This window comes from Nitrospinota bacterium, assembly GCA_016208975.1.
GTDB lineage: Bacteria > Nitrospinota_A > UBA7883 > UBA7883 > JACRLM01 > JACQXA01.
The window spans coordinates 1-17,677 of record JACQXA010000002.1 but is presented as its reverse complement, the minus strand read 5'-3'; the positions used below and the strand labels follow the sequence as shown (position 1 = coordinate 17,677).

General features: G+C 58.4%; 18 protein-coding genes. All 18 read right to left on the bottom strand.

Going from position 1 to position 17,677, the window contains the following annotated elements:
• Positions 1-8: 8 nt before the first annotated feature.
• Complete coding sequence (locus HY751_01785; GenBank protein ID MBI4665120.1) at positions 9-1,346, bottom strand: hypothetical protein; 1,338 nt, start codon at positions 1,344-1,346, stop codon at positions 9-11.
• 3 nt (positions 1,347-1,349) lie between these two features.
• Complete coding sequence (locus HY751_01780) at positions 1,350-1,520, bottom strand: hypothetical protein (protein MBI4665119.1); 171 nt, start codon at positions 1,518-1,520, stop codon at positions 1,350-1,352.
• Positions 1,521-2,519 (bottom strand): hypothetical protein, encoded by a 999-nt coding sequence (locus tag HY751_01775; GenBank protein ID MBI4665118.1) that lies wholly within the window; start codon positions 2,517-2,519, stop codon positions 1,521-1,523.
• A gap of 177 nt (positions 2,520-2,696) precedes the next feature.
• Complete coding sequence (asnB, locus tag HY751_01770; GenBank protein MBI4665117.1) at positions 2,697-4,667, bottom strand: asparagine synthase (glutamine-hydrolyzing); 1,971 nt, start codon at positions 4,665-4,667, stop codon at positions 2,697-2,699.
• A gap of 4 nt (positions 4,668-4,671) precedes the next feature.
• Entirely contained in the window at positions 4,672-6,093 is a 1,422-nt protein-coding gene (locus tag HY751_01765; protein ID MBI4665116.1) for a hypothetical protein, read from the bottom strand.
• Positions 6,094-6,234: 141 nt separating this feature from the next.
• A complete protein-coding gene (locus HY751_01760; GenBank protein ID MBI4665115.1) occupies positions 6,235-7,269 on the bottom strand; it encodes an SGNH/GDSL hydrolase family protein in 1,035 nt (344 codons plus the stop codon).
• 2 nt (positions 7,270-7,271) lie between these two features.
• Positions 7,272-8,168, bottom strand: a complete 897-nt coding sequence (locus HY751_01755) for a glycosyltransferase family 2 protein (protein MBI4665114.1) — start codon at positions 8,166-8,168, stop codon at positions 7,272-7,274.
• 5 nt (positions 8,169-8,173) lie between these two features.
• Positions 8,174-9,457, bottom strand: a complete 1,284-nt coding sequence (locus tag HY751_01750) for an ABC transporter ATP-binding protein (protein MBI4665113.1) — start codon at positions 9,455-9,457, stop codon at positions 8,174-8,176.
• Between the two features lie 10 nt (positions 9,458-9,467).
• A complete protein-coding gene (locus HY751_01745; protein MBI4665112.1) occupies positions 9,468-10,298 on the bottom strand; it encodes an ABC transporter permease in 831 nt (276 codons plus the stop codon).
• Between the two features lie 6 nt (positions 10,299-10,304).
• A complete protein-coding gene (locus HY751_01740; protein MBI4665111.1) occupies positions 10,305-11,066 on the bottom strand; it encodes a cephalosporin hydroxylase family protein in 762 nt (253 codons plus the stop codon).
• The gene (locus HY751_01735) at positions 11,059-11,877 is read right to left on the bottom strand and encodes an NAD-dependent epimerase/dehydratase family protein (GenBank protein MBI4665110.1); all 819 of its coding nucleotides are present in this window, start codon (positions 11,875-11,877) and stop codon (positions 11,059-11,061) included. Before HY751_01735 ends, HY751_01740 begins: the two co-directional genes overlap by 8 nt.
• A 2-nt stretch (positions 11,878-11,879) precedes the next feature.
• Complete coding sequence (locus tag HY751_01730) at positions 11,880-12,368, bottom strand: acyltransferase (protein MBI4665109.1); 489 nt, start codon at positions 12,366-12,368, stop codon at positions 11,880-11,882.
• Between the two features lie 3 nt (positions 12,369-12,371).
• Positions 12,372-12,914: a dTDP-4-dehydrorhamnose 3,5-epimerase gene (rfbC, locus tag HY751_01725; GenBank protein MBI4665108.1), complete on the bottom strand. Its 543-nt coding sequence runs from the start codon at positions 12,912-12,914 to the stop codon at positions 12,372-12,374.
• A gap of 1 nt (position 12,915) precedes the next feature.
• Positions 12,916-13,695: a class I SAM-dependent methyltransferase gene (locus tag HY751_01720; GenBank protein ID MBI4665107.1), complete on the bottom strand. Its 780-nt coding sequence runs from the start codon at positions 13,693-13,695 to the stop codon at positions 12,916-12,918.
• 3 nt (positions 13,696-13,698) lie between these two features.
• Positions 13,699-14,937: a class I SAM-dependent methyltransferase gene (locus tag HY751_01715; GenBank protein MBI4665106.1), complete on the bottom strand. Its 1,239-nt coding sequence runs from the start codon at positions 14,935-14,937 to the stop codon at positions 13,699-13,701.
• A complete protein-coding gene (gene rfbG / locus HY751_01710; protein MBI4665105.1) occupies positions 14,934-16,031 on the bottom strand; it encodes a CDP-glucose 4,6-dehydratase in 1,098 nt (365 codons plus the stop codon). Before rfbG ends, HY751_01715 begins: the two co-directional genes overlap by 4 nt.
• Entirely contained in the window at positions 15,992-16,762 is a 771-nt protein-coding gene (gene rfbF, locus HY751_01705) for a glucose-1-phosphate cytidylyltransferase (GenBank protein MBI4665104.1), read from the bottom strand. The genes rfbG and rfbF overlap by 40 nt, the downstream gene beginning before the upstream one ends.
• Before the next feature lie 24 nt (positions 16,763-16,786).
• Entirely contained in the window at positions 16,787-17,437 is a 651-nt protein-coding gene (locus HY751_01700; protein ID MBI4665103.1) for a winged helix-turn-helix transcriptional regulator, read from the bottom strand.
• Between the last annotated feature and the right edge of the window lie 240 nt (positions 17,438-17,677).

The following is a 17,677-nucleotide window of genomic DNA, read 5'->3' as shown; positions in this document are numbered from 1 at the left end:
AAGCGCACTTAACCGGATTTTTTCGCCGGTTCAAATGATTTCAACTGTTCTTTTATACCGGCCAGTTTCTTTTCGGCGTCCTGGATGGGAAGCAGGCCGGATTCCAATATACGCTGGGCCAGAAGGAGCCCCGCCAGATGGTTCCCTTTTTTGTTCATGTGGCCGTCGTAACGCCAATAGAGGTCGTTCACGGGATCCATCTTCTCTTTCGGCGTCTGGTCGGCGTATTTACGGAAGCCATCCATCAAGTCAAAATGCGGGATACCCAATGCCTGGCAGAATTTCTGGACTTTCCTGTTGGGCAATTCCACATCGCAACCGGGCCCCTTGGGGAAATAAGAGTAAACCTGCTCGTTCTCGGCGATCATTAGCGAGAATGGGATGGCTCCGGTATCATTGGCCAGTTTTTTGAACTCCTCGAACAGCCGCGCCTCCCCTTCCCACGCCTTCGTCAGCCACGGATATTGCGTGGGCGAGGCGTACCACACCGGGCAGGGAAGCCTGCGCGGCTCATTTTTAGCCGGATGGTTGTCGGGCAAGGTCCGTTTGTCCCCGGAGTCCATGAAAACGCCGGCCACTTTTTTAATGATCTTTTTGGCGGGCTCTTTGGCGATGTTGTAAACCACGGAGTTGCGTTGCATGAAACAACCCGCCCGCCTGATGGCGTAATCCACGCCGGATAACGCGGGCCGGTTGGAGCACAGCTTAATGAAGTTCTCCGTTTCGCGCTCCAGCTCCTCACGGTCGTTTTTAACTTCGTACTCGCCCGTCACTTCATCGGTCAACTGGACCAGGCGCACCCGGTACCCGTCCACCACGGTCATGAGGGGATACAGATAATCGTCCCTCACGTCATTGGGGGCGGAGGCGAGGATAATCATTTTCGGCGGGTTTGGCAGTTGGGCCAGGACCCTCCGGGCCTTTTCCAGCTCTCCCTTCGCGCCGAAACCGTCCACGGCGCATTGAAGCACCCGCATCCCCAGCGCTTTTCCGGCCACCGAGCCCAGCTTGTCCTCCAGCGGGGAATACCATTGGGCCTGGCTGTCTCCCAGGAGCAGGATGTAATCCTCCCCGCCATTGAAAGGCAGGTCGAAACAACCCAGCCCGTTAGACCATACCTCGTATTTCAAGTCCCACGTCTCGATGGTGAACGGGGGAAGGTTCGGGGTTATGTCGTAACCGGTTTCGACATCCGCATGGAAATAGTCCTTCATCTTGAGCCCGGCGTTTAACACAAGATGGCGTTTTTCGGTATGCCGCAAGGCCGCCTCGGCCACGGCCAGGCACAGCGCCACGCACACGGCGGCCACCATAAGGTCGCCCAACGCCTTTTTTAGAAAGCCCATCTACTAGAAAATGGCGTAAACGAACGGGGCCACGCTGGAATCCTCGGTGGCCAGAAGAAGCGCAAGCCATATAAGGAGCATCACCGCGAAAGTGATGACTATCACCTTCACCCGTTTTTTGATCATCCCGGCGAAGGACGTGTCCCCGCCTTTACCCTCTTTGCCGCCTGACATTTAAAAGACCTCCCTGGCAGTTAGATATTCATACAGCCCGTTGGCGATTATCCCATGCGCCTTTTCGTTTGGGTGGGCGTCGTCGGGGCTCACCCATAAAGTCTCCGGTTTCTCATTGGCGAATTTGGGCGACAGGTCCACCACCTCTTCAATGCCCGCCTCTTTGGCGGCCAGCGCCACCTTGTCGTATATGTCCTGGAACCCGTATTTGGGGCCCACGGCGTGCAGTTCCGGCAGTAGCGCCACCACCACCTTGAAACCCTCTTTCTTCGACAGGGCCGCCAGCCGCCCCATGGCTTCTTTGGTCTTTATCCAGCCTTCGCTCTTGTCGTCGTAGAGCCTGGAGTAGTAATCGCCGTAATCCTCTTTGGAGAGGTACATCCTCTCGAAAGTGTCTATCCTGCCCCACAGCCACATGGCCAGATAAGAGTACTTTATGATCAACGGCGATTTTTGCCGGGGGGTGGGCTCGGCGTCGTTAATAAAGTAGTTCAATACGACAAGGTCCGGCTTGAAGGCTTTCCCGCGCCACTCGAAGAACGATATCTCCTGGTCGGTATTGTAATTGCCCACTCCGGTGTTGATCACCTGCGGCGTTTCGGCGCGGCCGGTCTTGCTGAAATGGTCCTTTAGCGCCGCCTCCAGCCGCGTGGCGAAAAGCGAGTCTTCCTTCGCTCCCCAGCCGACTGTAAGCGAGTCGCCCAGCAACATGACCCGGTAAACCCCGGCGGGTTTTTCCACCGGATATTCGGCGCCCCGGAACCCGTGGGAGTTCGTGCGGAAATCCACCCCCATCAGCGTTTCATGCTGGTTGGGCTTGTGCTCGTGCCCCACGTTGTAGTTTTCCGAAGCCCTCTTGACGGTGGCGGCGTATTTGCTCATCTCCACCTGGTAGTCCATCTTGCGCGCGTACATGACGCGGGAGGCCATTTCCAGGAACCCGAAACAGATTACGACGCTGATGAGCACCGTTATTAGCGTGGCCATCAGATTTTTCACGATTTTATCTCCTTGCCTTTTCTTGGAAAAAACGCCCTATCTTCTTTTATTTCGGGCCGCATAGTCAACATGCGGCGCGATATAACGTGTCATGCTGAGCCAAGCCGAAGCATGACACGCATTTTTGCTGTCACCCTTCGACAAGCTCACCCTTCGACAAGCTCAGGGTGACACTTATTAAACATCGCTTAACGCCGGTTCGTTTTGCCGGGCCGCGTTCCACGCCTGGAACATCAAAACGTCCCACAGGTGGAAATGCCGGTTGCGCTCCCCCGAAAGATGCTCGGCCCACGCCGCCCGGATGGGCGCGGGGTTGAAAAAACCCTCTCGCCTAAGTCTTCCCTCGTCCAGCAAATCCTCCGCCCAGTCCCGCAGGGGGCCTTTGAGCCACACCTTTATGGGCATGGAAAACCCTTTTTTGGGCCGTTCCACCAGCTCCCGGGGCACATGTTTGTACAAAACCTTGCGAAGAAGCCATTTTCCGTGGCCGCCACGGATTTTCATGGAGGTGGGAATGGTGGCGGAAAACTCCACCAGCCTGTGGTCCAGAATTGGGCATCGCGCCTCCAGACTCACGCTCATGGTGACCCGGTCCACCTTGGCCAGCAAAGAGTCCGGCAGGCGGCTGGCCATGTCCAGATACACCATGCGCTGAACGCCGTCCGGGCATTTTGCCAGATGGTTTTCCGGCGAATACACCGTCTCCTGCTCGACAAACCCTTCCACAACCCCGGCCGGGTCGCGCCAGTGATAGTTCAGCCCGGCGTAAACCTCTTCCGGGGTTTGTAACGGCAAAAGTTTTTGAACCTCTTTAAGCTTCGCGGAGCCGCTGACAGCGCCCGCCAGCCCTGCTATTGAACTTACGGCCCTCTGGACGCCATTGGGCATCCAATCCACGCGACCGGCCCAGTCGTTAAAATACCAATTGGCCCACAAATAGCGCGGGTAACCCGTGAAAAGCTCGTCGCCGCCGTCGCCGGTGAGGCACACGGTAACGTCGCGCCGGGCCAGGCGGGAAACCAGAAACGTTGGGATAAGGGCCGTATCGGATATGGGCTCGTCTGAAAGTTCCGGCAACTGCGGAATGATTTTCAGCGCGTCTCCGGCGGTAACGTAAAGCTCCGTATGGGCCGTGCCCAGATGCCGCGCCACCGCTTTGGCCAGCTCCGCCTCGCTTTCCGGATCATCTTCGTATCCAATCGTATAAGTCCGCACAGGCCCGGCGCTTTGAGACTGCATAAGGGCCACCACCGTGGCCGAGTCCACCCCGCCTGAAAGGAACGCGCCAAGCGGCACGTCCGACACCATGCGAAGTTTAACCGCGTCTTTCAGCAAGGTTTCCAGCCGGTCCGCCGCCGATTCCTCATCACCCTCGAACTGGTTCGCCGCGCCGTTCAAAATAACATCCCCGGCGTTCCAGTAGCGTTTCGGGCTTGCGCCCGGTTTATCCGGCGACGGGTTGAACCCGGTATGGCCGCCCAGCGCGGTTTTATCCAACGATAAAACGCAAGCCGGGGGCAGTTTGAAAACGCCTTTATATATGGAATACGGCGACGGGACGTAATTGTGGCGCATAAGCAGGCCCAAGGCGTTCCGGTCTATATCCCCATCGAAGGCCGGGAACCGGCGGATCGCTTTAAGCTCCGAGGCGAATATGAAACTGCCGCCAGACCATCCGTAATAGAGCGGTTTTTTCCCCAACCTGTCGCGCCCGAGGGTGAGCTTCCGCTCTTGCCTGTCCCACAGGGCGAAGGCGAACATTCCGTTGGCAATGCGGAGGGCCTCTTCAACACCGAACAGCTCCATAGCCTCAAGGATTATTTCCGTATCCGACCGGCCCCGCCAACTCATCGGGCCGTTACGCCCCTCCACGACTTGGCGGATTTCCTGAAAGTTATAAATCTCGCCGTTGTAGGCTATTACCAATCTGCCGCTGTGGGACACCATGGGCTGATGCCCCGTGGCGGATAAATCAATTATCGAAAGCCGCCGGTGCCCCAGCGCAACACCGGCCTGAATGTCGCTCCACAACCCTTCATCGTCCGGCCCCCGGTGTTTGATTGCGCCGTTCATGGACATAACGGCGGCGTTAAGCCCGTCGCCCCTCATGCCGCCGTTCACGCTGACCACGCCCGCAAACCCGCACATATTTTTAGCTGGCCGGAACCAGCGCGCCGGAGCCAGCCAGCGCCTTCACTTCGGAAAGGGTTTTGCCTTCCGCAAGGTTTATCAGCGCATGGGCCATGATGGCCGACGCGGGCGTTTCCAGCCCCCAGGGGCGCACGAAACTTCCCACAAAATCCCGCCGGGCGGTTTTACGCCCGTCTTTACCGGCGATGGCCCCGGCCACAAGTTCCACCGCTGATTCAAATCCGCTGGCCACGTCTATGAACCCGGCGTTGAGCAGATGATGGAAATGGGAACTGCCGGTGTGCGTGTCGGCGTATTCCGGCGCGGTAACGGAAATGCACGGCCTGCTTACTATGGCCGCCTCGATAATGGCTGTGGTGTTGATGCCCATAACGCATTTGCCGTGATAGAGGGTGTGGTAGAAAATCCCTTTCGCCTCGCGGTCGTAATACGCGTCGTACCGGCTCGGATAGACCGCGACGCCGGGGATGTGGTTATCGTTCCATACCTCCGTATGCTCGGGATGGGGCCGGGCAAGGATAACCGGGCTGTTATCGCCCATTCGCGCTTTAAGGCTTTCGGCCAGCTTCCTTATGAACTCGTCCTCGCGTTTGATGATGCTTTTGGAAGAGCAAAGATAAACGATGTAATCCTTTCCCGGATCCACGCCGCTTTCCCGGCAAAACTCCTCGTAAGACAGTTTCGGCGTAAGCTCGAACCATATGTCCAGCGAGGGGGCGCCGGTGGTGAACGCCTGTTCCGGGCTCACGCCGTGGATGTTTTTCAGCTCTTCCACCTGCGGCTGGTTCCACACGAAAACGCTGTCCGGATAAACCTGGAAAAGCCCCTTGGTCGTGAGATTGTCCCAACTGGCAATGCCCACCACCGTGGGGATGTTCAACGCCTTGGCGCACTTTATGTAATCTATCTGCTCGGAATGGGGAAAGATGTACGGCGACGCCACCACCAGATCCGGTTTCTCCCGCCGGAGATAATCCATCACCCTTTTTTCCAGCGGCGCGACATTTTCAACAAAATCCATGGCGGCCCATCCGGCCTTACTAAACGCCAGTTTTCGAATGGGCGCAATGCTCAACGCCTGCCGCGCCCGGGGGGGCATTTTGGCCTCGGCCCGCTCCCGGGTATAATTGGAGGTGGCGATGGGATTTTCTTTCCGCAGATAACCGCCGTAGTTGGCCATTTCCCGTTTTGTGAAAAGCGCTTTCCGCCAGAACCCGTTCCGCCGGATGATGTCTGAATAACCGAACCTGTCCGGATATTTATCCTTCAAATCCGCCAGCGGGCGTTCCGTGAGGTTGGCCCAGGGTTTTTCAACATACTCCAAGTGGAACACCACATTATGCCCACCGGCGCATAGGCTTTCGGCCACGCGGCGGTAGTTCAGGAAATGGGCGGTGTTCTGGATGGCGAAAAGAAACTTCATTTACCGGAGATTGACTACTGAAAGGTTACCAGAGGGGGTAAATGTCGTCCGCGCCCTTTTTCTTGCGCTTTTTGGCGGACATGAAATAAGCCCCGGCGCCGATGAGAACCAGCGCCACTGCGCCTGCTACAATATATAAGGTCATTTTCCGTTCTTTATTCTCTCGTGTATCAAACCTGCCGCCCGTTCATACCCCAGGTCGGTCAGATGCACCCTGTCCACATACAACCATTCCGGGCCGGTAAACCCATCCCGCAGATCATAAAACCCCACGCCCTGTTTTGCGCAGGTTTGCTTCAAACGTTCCGCCATGAAAGGAACCACTTCCCCCAGCCTGCGCATGGGGTTGTTGTCCTTGTACATGCTGTCGAGGATGGAGATTATCTCCCGCTCTTCCCGGCTCAAGGTTTTGGAGCCTTCCACAAGGCAGGGCTGGAAAAAGTATGTTAGTTGAAACCCGAAACCCCGCGCAATGGCCGTAAGTGTCATCAAGTCCCGCTCCGCCCGTTCCATTCCAGCGGCCAGCCTTTTGGCAGGGTCTTTTTCTGTAACAGCATAGGGGCTGGGGGGTAGCCCGGTTTTTCTGGAAGGCTTGCCCAAAATGTTCCTTATGGCGTTCCTAACCCCGCCCAGCGGCTCGGCTTGCTTTCTTTCCTCGTGTTCGACTATGGGGTTCCAGTATTCGCTGAACTTGAAGAAGAATGGGATGTTCGCGTCGGCGTATGTCTCGAACAACGTGAGAAACGCCGCGTTCACGCCGGAAAACATCACCAGCTGACCTATTTTCTCCGGGGGGACGTACATAAGTAGCGATATAGCCTCTTGCAGTGTTTGATATGTGCACCCGCCAAGGTTTATCCAAGGCGTTCCCGGATCCAGCCGGTTCAGCGCGCTGGCGATGGTTTTAGAGTCGCCGGTGGCGCCCCAGCCAAAGGCCGCGCTACCGCCGAGGACAACGTTCACCTTCGGGAGGTTTGATATGTCCGCGCCGCTTATCATGGAGCCATCGCCGGTAGTGGAGCGGCGCAAGCCGTATTTGTCGGCGCTTATCACCGGCGATGTGTAATTGGGCATGGCGCGGTACATTAGATATGGGCAGGGCACGAAATGGAACTCGTCGTACTCCCTCATATGCGGGGCCAGCTTGTAGCGTTCTTTATACAATTCGCCGCCCATGTCTATCCTTTGGCTTCCTTGCGCCGGGCCAGATAACCGGACAGCCGTGGCGCCGCCTCTTCCAGCAGGAGGCCGCGCGAACCCCACGCCATTTTTGCCCATTGGCGGAGCGCCAGGCCTTTTTGCGCCAGCGGTATAAGTTTCGATGTCATCAACCTGGACAACATTGCAAAAGTGTATCGGGTGTGGCTTTTGGGGCTTGTCCAGGCGGAGCCGAGGCCGGAATCCGTAGCGGAATATTTTTCGCTCCGTTTCTTGCGGTAAACCGTTTTTTTATACAAGGATTGCGGGACCGTGTAGAAGCGAATGGCCAGCGCCGCCTCGCTCATGAACACCCTGTCCCCCCGGGCGCAGGGGGGAATGGGCCTGATGGCCACCTTTTTGAGTTCCGCCGTCCTGAATATGGCGTTCACCAGGTGATGTATATGCTCCCCGGCGACCATCTTCCTGAACACATCCTCTTTGGACAACCTTGTGATGTCGTTGGCCCCGGTAAAACTTATTTCGTTTTTCACCTCGCCGTCGTCAAACACGCGGGTGACCGAACACATGGCCGCGCCGTAATCCGGGTTGTTGTCCAGCGCGGATACCAGAGTTTCTATAAACCGCGCGTCCCACCAGTCGTCCCCGGCGGCCCAGAGAAAATACTGGCCATCAGCCTGGTCCAGCGCGAAATGGAAATTTTTCACCGCGCCCACGTTTTCTTTCTGCCTGACAGGTTTTACGCGCTTGTCTAGCGCGGCGTAATTCTGGATTATCTCCCATGTGGAATCGGTGGAGGCGTTGTCGCAGGCGATAACCTCAAAATCGGCGCATGTCTGGGACAACAGCGAATCCAGCGACCGGCGCGCCCAGCGCTCCTCGTTGTACACCGGGTAGCCGATGGATACTTTAGCCATGGCGCCTACGAAACTTTTTCCACGCCCCAGTCCAGAAGGGGCCGCACGGCGCCAAGATATGGCCCCACGTATTTGCCGCGGGTTTTCACGCCGTAAATTGGGTCCACCACGTGGATCTGCAGGAGGTTAGTCATCACGCAATGCCTGCCGGACTTGATGGAGGCCGGGTTGTACAGGTTCACCGAAAGATAATAGGTTCCGCTGTTGAGCAGGCTGGCGGGCACGCGCATGGTGGACTTGTAAACCCCGGCGCGCGCCCGGGCGGTGTTGTCTTTATCCTCCACGATATCCGAGGACCAGAAGGCCAGCGTGTCATCGTCGTGGGTGAAACTTACCGCCACGCTTACCGGGGCGCCGTCTTTTAACACTTCATACTCCACGTCCACGGTGAACGGTTCTTCTATGGGAATCTCGTGGGCCACTTCCCCGGAGGAATTCCGCGCCGAGGCCCGGAGCATCCGGGCCACGTCGTCGCCGGGCAATTCTTTCGCGGTGGTGAGATCCGCCGACGCGGGAGACTCCACCCCACCGGTGTAATAATGGGCCACCACCGAGACCGGGTCGCCATCCTTCGCCACGCTCCCCTTCTCCAGCATAACCGCCCGGGTGCATAGCGACGTGATGGCGGGCATGTTGTGGCTGACGAAGATTATGGTGCGCCCCTGACGGCTGACATCCTCCATCTTGCCGAGGGATTTGCGCTGGAACTCGTAGTCCCCCACGGCCAGAACCTCGTCCACCAGCAATATCTCCGGCTCCAGATGCGCGGCCACGGCGAAGGCAAGACGCACCTTCATGCCCGACGAATAGCGTTTTATGGGCGTGTCCAGAAACTTTTCCACGCCGGAGAAATCCACGATCTCGTCGAACTTACCCTTTATCTCCTCCCGGCTCATGCCCATGATGGAGCCGTTTAGATAAATGTTCTCCCGCCCGGTAAGCTCCGGATGGAACCCCGTGCCCACCTCCAGCAGGCTGGCCACCCTGCCCTTAATGGACACGCGCCCGGCTGTGGGCTCGGTTATCCTGCTCATCACTTTTAACAGAGTGGATTTGCCCGCGCCGTTCTTGCCGATTATGCCAACCCGTTCGCCGTCTTTTATGTCCAGACATACATCGTTAAGCGCCCAGAACTCCTCTTTGGAATGTCCGCCAGCGCGGCTGACGGCGTTCACCAGGGCGCGGGCGCCTTTGGTGATGGACTCGGCCAGGCTTTTTCGCGGGTCGCCATCCTGGTGGCCGATGACATATTTTTTAGAGAGGTTTTCCACTTTAATTACGGTTGTCATGGTTACCGCGTCAAATGATGTCCGCGAAGGCCCGTTCGGTCTTGCGGAAGAACCACATGCCCGTGGCCAGCAGGAGCGCCGCCATGAGCGCCGATATGGCCACCGACGGGATATACAGCTCCTGCCCGCCCAATATGGCCCAGCGGAACCCGTCTATCACCCCCACCATGGGGTTCAGCGAATATGCCAGCCGCCATTTTTCAGGCACCACGGAGCTGGAGAAACCCACGGGGGAAATGTAGAGCATAAGTTGCGTAAGGAAGGGCACGATGAAATTAAAGTCCCGGTATTTCACGTTTAGCGCGGCGAACCACAGCCCGCCGCCGAGCGAAACGCCCATCCCCAACAGCATGAACAGCGGGATGGACAGGATGCTCGCCGACGGGGCGTACTGGAACCATATCATCAGCCCCGCCAGGATTATCGTTGCCACCAAAAGGTCCACCACGCTGACCATAACCGCGCTGACCGGCACTATGAGCCGGGGGAAGTATATTTTGGTGATCATGGAGGACGACGACACCACCGACCCCGAGCATTTCACCAGCGAGTCGGAGAAGAACTGCCAGGGCAATGTGGCGGCGAACACCATGAGCGCGTAAGGGGCGGCGCCTTCGGAAGGCATTTTCGCCAGCCCGCCGAACACCACCGTGAACACCACCATCATGGTAATGGGCCGCAGTATGCTCCACACCGCGCCCAGCGCCGTTTGCTTGTAGCGCACGATAACGTCGCGCCAGGCCAGGAAATAGAAAAGCTCCCGGTAGGCCCACAGGTCTTTAAAATACCTGCTCCGGCCCCCCTGGGGCCCTATCACCAGGTCGAAACTGTTATCGGCCATCGGGCGTTACCGCACCCTCTTTATGAACGCGCCGGGCCAGTACGTGACCCTGTCTTTCACCGCGCCTTCATTAAAGAGGAACGGAGGCTCTTCAATCACAAAGTCCGGGTTGATTTTCACGAACTCTTTGGCGGCCTCGGTGGGGTTGTCCCACGTCCATTCCGGTTTCGAGCGGGGCGCCCCCGCCACCTGGCCCATGATGCCGTCCATGGCCACGATGTACGACCCCACGCTAACCAGCGGCGCGTAAGCTTCCAGCTCGGCGGCCACGTGGGCCTTGGTGTGGTTGGAGTCCAGCGCCACCATTACCCGCTCGCCCGGTTTTATCATGGCCTTTACCTGCCCCACCGTATCAGCCGCCACGGAACTGCCTTCTATAAGGGTGATGAGCGGTTTCATCTCGTGGGCTTCCATGGCGGCCCTGTTGTGGGGGCGTATCTCCACGTCCACCCCTATCACGCGCCCCCTGCCCATGGCGGTGAACAGGCTGGCGTAGAAAACCAGCGACCCCCCGTGGGCCACGCCGGTCTCCACCAATACGTCGGGCTTGACCGAGTAAACCGCCTCCTGGATGCGCAACATGTCTTCGGGTAGCTGGATCATGGGGCGCCCCATCCAGGTGAAGCTGTAAACGTATTTTGCGTCCCACCCGGAGCGGAGCCAGGCGCGGGAGATGGCGTTGAAAGCCTCCGGCGATCCTATCTCCAGGGATTGCCCCCCCACGCCCACCAGGCCGTTTTTCATGTCTATCGTTATCAGGTCATCCATGTTTTGGCCCCATTTTTCGAGAATACATATCCACAAGCCATTCCATTTCGTCCATAAGGCGGGCTGGCGCAAAGCCGGTTTCCGCTTTTATTTTGTCCACGTTTATCAAGGGGGCGATGAAGGTATCCGAGCCCTCCGCCACCTCACAGGCGCACCCGGTGATGGCGGAAAGTTTTTCCATGATCTCCCGGTTCGTCACGTTCACCCCTGTGGCCACGTTGTAAACCCTGCTTTTACCCTTATCCACGACGTCCAGCAGGGCTTTTGCCACGTCGTTGACGTTTATGTAGTCTTTCGCCGACTCCAGCGTTGTGCGCAAGGTCACCTTCCCCCCGGCCAGCGCGGCGCGGATCACTTCCACAAGGAAATTCCGCGATTTAAAATCCCGCCCGTACACGTTGGACAGCCTGGCCACTTTCGTCTTGCCGCTTGCGTTTAACGCCAGCGACTCCCCCATCACCTTGGAGATGTTATACAGATGGTCGCCGTTCCGCGGCTCCACCACTATTTCATCTTCCTCCATGGCCGCGCCGGTTTTCCGGCCGTATATCCGCGTGGAGGAAAGATACAGCAACGAGTCGTAGTTTGTGTTTTTCAGCACATGCGCAAGGTGCGAAACGTGCGCCTCCACCGTCTCGAAAGGTTTCTGGCGAAAATCCGCCGTGAGCCCCACACAGTAAATAACGTGGCCCAGCTCTTTGCCCTCCAGCTGGTCGTCCCGCACGGGGGCGTGGCATTCGATACCCCGGGCGATGGCCTCCGCCACCACGTGGGAGCCTACAAAACCGGAACCGCCCAGAACCGTAATCATGGCTATTCGCGCCTCCCCATAAGCTGTACCGGGTTACCGCCGTAAACGCCATACTCCTCCAGCTCGCCGCGAACCAGCGACAGCGCCCCCACCACCGCGCCACGGCGTATTATGGCCCCGTCCAGGATAACCGCCCCGGCGCCTATCCACACGTCGTCCTCTATCACCACGCCGCCTTTGCCGGGCATGAACCTTTGCTCGATTATCTTTTTTTCGCGGGCGCGGTACTCATGGTTCACGGCGGCGATGGTGACGTTGGCGGCGATAAGCACGTTCTGGCCGATTTTAACCCCGTTACCGGAATAAATCACCGTTCCGGAGTTTATATAACTGTTCCCGCCTATCTCCACGGCGCCGGTCCCGCCTACCGGTTTAATCTTCACGAAAGCGTCTATCACCACCCCATCCCCGATGCGGATGAGGGAGCCGCGAGCCGAGTCCTCTATGTCCGCCAGGGGGGATATTTTCGCCGTGGCCGAGATTTCCAGCATCGCCTAATGCGCCGCCTCTTTTAATAACGGCCATGCGCCGTCTTTGGCGGAAATTATCCGCTGAACCGCCACGGGCCATTGTATGTCCACATCCGGGTCGTCCCACCGGAAACCCGCCGAATGCTCCGGCGCGTAAAACTGCGCCATCTGGTAGGTGACCACCGAATTGTCCGCGAGGGTCTGGAACCCGTGGGCGAACCCGGCGGGGATATACAGGCTGTGGCCGTTCTCCGCCGAAAGCCCGAACGCCCGCCACTGGCCGAAGGTGGGCGAATCCATCCGCACATCCACCGCCACGTCGTATATGGCTCCGCTGGCGCATGCCACCAGCTTGTCTTCCCCATGGGGCGCCCGTTGATAATGCATCCCCCGCAACGTGCCAGCGGATTTGTTATACGATACGCTTCTTTGCGCCACCGCAGGATTCAGCCCCATTTTCGAAAACTCCCGGGCGCAAAATACCCGGGCGAAATGGCCCCGCCCGTCTTCAATCAACTCGGGCTCTATAAGATAAAGCCCGCCCAAGCCGGTTTCTTTAAATATCACTTCAGGCCTTCAGGATAATCCCCTGCCCCGTGGGGAGGCACAAAACCGAAGTACCCACAGACCGGGCGAACTGGTCGTGCGCCTCTTTCTGCGCCTGGTGGCCCGGCCAGCCGTAATCGTCCAGCACCACGATTCCGCCTGACGCAAGCTTTGGCCAGAAATGTTCCAACGCGGCCACTTCCGGCTCCACGCAGTTCATGTCTATGGAAAGGTACGCCACCCGGTCCGTGGCGGCCTGCGGCAGGGTGGCGGGCACGGCCCCGCGGATTATAACGGCGTTGGGTATCCTGCCCAGCGTGTCTTTCACGAACTCGTAACAGTCCGGGTATTTCCGTTCGCTTACGCGCATGAGCTTCTTCTCGTCGTCGCGAAGGGTCTCTTCGGCGAACCCTTTGAAAGTGTCCAGCAGGAAAAAGCGGCGGTCGCCCATGGAGGCGAAATCCAGATGGGTCATGACCGCCATGGAGTAGATGCCGGTGTTAACGCCGCATTCCACGAAATCGCCGGGCAGACGCGCTGAATGAGCCGCCGCCCATAGCACGACGTGAACCTGCCACTTGATGACCTCGCCCCATTCGGGATGGTTGGCGGGGGCCTGTTTTCTGGCCGCCTCGAAGGCTTTCACAAAGGCGGGGTCGCCCACGAAATCGCTGTTCTTGTCGGTGATGAGCCCCGCCAGGTTGTAGGTGGGTTTTGTGTATTTGGACAATAACGCCTCGAACATGGCCCGCCCGGCCTTGTCCATCCCGCGCCGGATCCCGCTAACCAATCCCAGCCCCATGGCTTACTCCCACACCTTTACTTCGGGGATGGGGGTGACGAACTTGCCCCCCCACTCGCGGATAAAACCCATCTGCCGCATGATCTCATCCCTTATGTTCCAGGGCAGGATGAGCACATAATCCGGCCGGGCCTCGCCGATGGCCCTGGGATTGTGGATGGGAATCCGCGTGCCGGGCAGATACATCCCCTGCTTGTGGGGGCTCTTGTCCACGGTGAACTCCATCAGGTCGCGCCGCACGCCGCAATAGTTGAGCAGGGTGTTCCCCTTGGCGGGGGCGCCGTATCCGGCCACCTTTTTCCCATCGCGTTTCGCCTTGATCAAAAACTCCAGCAGGCCCAGCCTCACCCGCTCGGGCTTTTGCGTGTAAGCGAGGTATGTGGCCAGCTCCGTCAACCCCGCGGCCCGTTCCTTCTCCATCAGCGCTGTGACGGTGGTGGAAGTCGCCTTGCTGTCATCTTCATAATGCGTGGCGTATATCCGCAACGAGCCGCCGTGGGTGGGGATCTCCTCCACGTCGAATATTTTCAGGCCGTGCTTTTCGAAAACGCGGCTTACGGCGCCGAACGAGAAATACGAAAAATGCTCATGATAGATGGTGTCGAACTGGTTGCCCTCCATGAGGCGCAGAAGATGGGGGAACTCCATGGTGATGACGCCGCGCGCGTTGAGGGCTTTTTTCATGCCGCCCACGAAATCGTTGAGGTCCGGCACGTGGGCCAGGACGTTGTTGCCTATCAGAAGGTCGGCCCGTTTGCCGGAAGCGGCCAGCCCCTCGGCGGTCTTCACGCCGAAGAAGGCCACCAGCGTGTCTATCCCTTTTTCGATGGCCGCGCGGGCCACGTTGGCGGCGGGCTCCACCCCCATGCAGGGCACCCCCTGCTCCTTGAAATACTGGAGCAGGTATCCGTCGTTGGAGGCCAGCTCCATAACAAGGTTATTACCGCCCAGGCCGAACCGCTCCACAACCATGCGGGCGTATTTCTGGCAATGGGCCAGCCATGTGTCCGAGAATGACGAGAAATACGCGTACTCGTCGGAGAAAATGTCCCGCGGGCTCTCGAACTGCTCCAGCTGTACCAGCAGGCATTTCCCGCATACCAGCGCTTTTAGCGGGTAGAAAGGCTCCATACGGTTCAGGTCCGACTCTTTCAGGAACGAGTTGGAAACCGGGGTGGACCCCAAATCCGTGAACACGGCATCCAGCGGGGCGGCGCAGAACCTGCAAACCGCGCCGGTCACCGGCCACCCCCCAGGCTTTCGTAAGCCTCTATCTGCCTTAGCGTAAATTCCATCATGTTACAGCCTTGATAATATTTTTTGTACCATTCCACGGCCCACTGGACGGCCCCCTCGGCGCCCAGCCGCCCGCGCCAGCCAAGCATTGAGCGGGCCAGGGCGCTGTCCAGCTTCAGCAGGCCGGCCTCGGGCGGATCGTCCCCACCGGCATGTTCCCACCGCGCCCCGCCGCCCCAAAGGGCCGCCATCCTGTCCGCCATCCATTCAACGGGGCGGGCTTCGCCGTCCGCCGGGCCGAAATTGAAACCCCGGGCGAATTCGCCCCCGTCGTTTACCAGCCGCTCCATGAGCAGGATGTAGCCGCTCAAAGGCTCCAGCACGTGTTGCCAGGGGCGCAGGGCTTTCGGGTTGCGGATAACCACGGGCCTGTTCTCGCTGAAAGCCCGGGCCATGTCTGGCGCCAGCCTGTCCTCGGCCCAGTCGCCGCCACCGATCACGTTCCCCGCCCGCCCGCTGGCCACAACGGGCCCGTTTGCGAAAAACGAGGCGCGATACGAGGCGGTTACCAGCTCCTGACAGGCTTTGGAGGCCGAATACGGGTCTTTGCCGCCCAGGGGGTCGGTCTCCCGGTATCCGTAAACCCATTCCCGGTTCTCGTAACATTTGTCGCTGGTGACCACCAGCAATGCGCGGATTCCCGGAGTGGCGCGGACGGACTCGAAAACGGCCACCGCGCCCATCACGTTCACGTCGAAAGTCTCCTCCGGCTCTTTATAAGAGCGGCGCACTATGGGCTGGGACGCCATGTGGATCACGATTTCCGGCGTAGCCATGGCCATGGCGTTTTGCAGTTTATCGCTGTCGCGGATGTCGCCGATAAAGCTTTTTACACGGCTCTCCAGCCCCACCGCCTTAAAAAAGCATGGCTCCGTGGGGGCCTCCAGCGAGTAGCCGGTCACCTGCGCCCCCATGTTGGAAAGCCACAGCGCGAGCCACCCGCCTTTAAAGCCGGTGTGGCCGGTAATAAATACCTTACGGCCCCGCCAGAACGCTTTGTTTATTTCCATATTTTCCAGGGCGCTTTTCCGCCGTTCCATAACTCTTCAAGGTGGTTTTTGTCGCGCAGGGTGTCCATGGCGCTCCAGAAGCCGCGGTGTTTGTAGGCTATCAGCGACCCCTCGCCGGCCAGCTGTTCCATGGGGCCGCGCTCCCAGTGGGTGGCGTCGCCATCAACCATGTCAATCACCTTTGGCGACAGCACGAAGAACCCGCCGTTTATCCAGCCGCCGTCCTCCTCCGCCTTTTCGCGGAAATCTGCCACGCTCTCCCCGTCCAGCTTCATCACTCCATAACGGCCCGGGGGCTGGATTGCCGTTACCGTGGCGGGTTTCCCATGCTTCTTATGGAAACCCACAAGTCCGGTTATATCCACGTCGCTAACGCCATCGCCGTAGGTGAAACAGAAATCCCCGTCCCCCAGGTAATCGCGCACGCGTTTGAGCCTGCCGCCGGTCATTGTGTTCTCGCCGGTGTCCACCAGGGTTATTTTCCACGGCTCGGCGTAGTTCTGGTGGTAGGAGATGTCGTTGGTGGCCATGTCTATGGTGAGGTCGGAGGTATGGATGTAATAGTTGGCGAAATATTCCTTTATCATATACCCCTTGTAGCCGAGGCAGATGACGAATTCGGTGATTCCGTGGGCGGTAAAAATTTTCATAATATGCCACAGGATGGGCTTGCCGCCTATCTCCACCATGGGCTTGGGCTTAAGATGCGTCTCCTCGGATATGCGGGTGCCCATGCCCCCGGCCAGTATTACCGCTTTCACCTTGCGCTCCTTTTCACCGTATTTTCACACGCTCAGATGGTTGCTAAGATGGATGAGCCTGGGGTCGTCCACGGCGCCCCCGGTTTTCTTCCACCACTCAAGGAACTTCGCGTCGCACACCAGCACCTTGTCGAACTCCAGCTCTTTTAGTTTTTCGAAATGGTAGAAGAAATGCTCGCCGGTGTCTTTTTCGATGTCCGCCAGCAGGGCGGTGAGGACCAGCTCGTCCCCCATGGCGTAGATGTTCAGCGCCGCGATGTCGGAAAGGTCGTTCTCCCCGGCGATGACAAGCCGTTTCCAGCCGTTTTTCACGCAGGTCTGCACCGTTTCTTTCAGCAGGGCCTGGGCGGCGCGGTAGTTCTGGAAGGTGATGGAGAAATATTTCAGCGTAAGCTGGCTTTTCTCTAAAAACCCTTCCGGCGTAAGGTAATAAAGCCAGCGTTTTGGGCTAACCTGCCGCGCTTTCACCCAGCCCTTGTTTATCACCTTGCGCATGTAGGAGTGCACCAGCCCCGCCGCAAGGCCGGTTTTCGCGGTTATCTTGCGCTGGGAGATCTCCTGGCCGTTTTCTATCATGCCCAGGATCTGGATGGCCACCAGGTCGTCGGCCACCTCTTTGTAATGGGCGTGGAGCGACTTTTTGTCGTCCTTGTCCATCGTGTTGTCAAAAGCCATGTTTTGCGTAAACCTCTTGTCTTTAGGGGGAGCAGGGGGAAAGTTGTGGTGGTGAAGAGCGGTGGCTATAACTACCAATTAGAGTAGTATTAGGGATCTAAACGGCCTGTTGCCCAAACCGTTTCCCGCAATGTCACCCCGGCCAAGCGAAGCGCGAGCCGGGGCCGCGACCTTATATGTATTTGAAAAGAGGCCCTGATCCCGGGTCTCCGCTTGCGCTACGCCCGGGACGACATCGCT

Excerpts from the sequence above, each read along its gene's own strand:
- HY751_01755 (MBI4665114.1), bottom strand. The coding sequence starts at position 8,168 with ATGGCTAAAGTATCCATCGGCTACCCGGTGTACAACGAGGAGCGCTGG.
- HY751_01765 (MBI4665116.1), bottom strand. The coding sequence starts at position 6,093 with ATGAAGTTTCTTTTCGCCATCCAGAACACCGCCCATTTCCTGAACTAC.
- HY751_01700 (MBI4665103.1), bottom strand. The coding sequence starts at position 17,437 with ATGGCTTTTGACAACACGATGGACAAGGACGACAAAAAGTCGCTCCAC.
- HY751_01780 (MBI4665119.1), bottom strand. The coding sequence starts at position 1,520 with ATGTCAGGCGGCAAAGAGGGTAAAGGCGGGGACACGTCCTTCGCCGGG.
- HY751_01745 (MBI4665112.1), bottom strand. The coding sequence starts at position 10,298 with ATGGCCGATAACAGTTTCGACCTGGTGATAGGGCCCCAGGGGGGCCGG.
- asnB (MBI4665117.1), bottom strand. The coding sequence starts at position 4,667 with ATGTGCGGGTTTGCGGGCGTGGTCAGCGTGAACGGCGGCATGAGGGGC.
- rfbG (MBI4665105.1), bottom strand. The coding sequence starts at position 16,031 with ATGGAACGGCGGAAAAGCGCCCTGGAAAATATGGAAATAAACAAAGCG.
- HY751_01740 (MBI4665111.1), bottom strand. The coding sequence starts at position 11,066 with ATGGATGACCTGATAACGATAGACATGAAAAACGGCCTGGTGGGCGTG.
- HY751_01720 (MBI4665107.1), bottom strand. The coding sequence starts at position 13,695 with ATGGGGCTGGGATTGGTTAGCGGGATCCGGCGCGGGATGGACAAGGCC.
- HY751_01730 (MBI4665109.1), bottom strand. The coding sequence starts at position 12,368 with ATGCTGGAAATCTCGGCCACGGCGAAAATATCCCCCCTGGCGGACATA.
- HY751_01785 (MBI4665120.1), bottom strand. The coding sequence starts at position 1,346 with ATGGGCTTTCTAAAAAAGGCGTTGGGCGACCTTATGGTGGCCGCCGTG.
- HY751_01735 (MBI4665110.1), bottom strand. The coding sequence starts at position 11,877 with ATGATTACGGTTCTGGGCGGTTCCGGTTTTGTAGGCTCCCACGTGGTG.
- HY751_01750 (MBI4665113.1), bottom strand. The coding sequence starts at position 9,457 with ATGACAACCGTAATTAAAGTGGAAAACCTCTCTAAAAAATATGTCATC.
- HY751_01760 (MBI4665115.1), bottom strand. The coding sequence starts at position 7,269 with ATGGGCGGCGAATTGTATAAAGAACGCTACAAGCTGGCCCCGCATATG.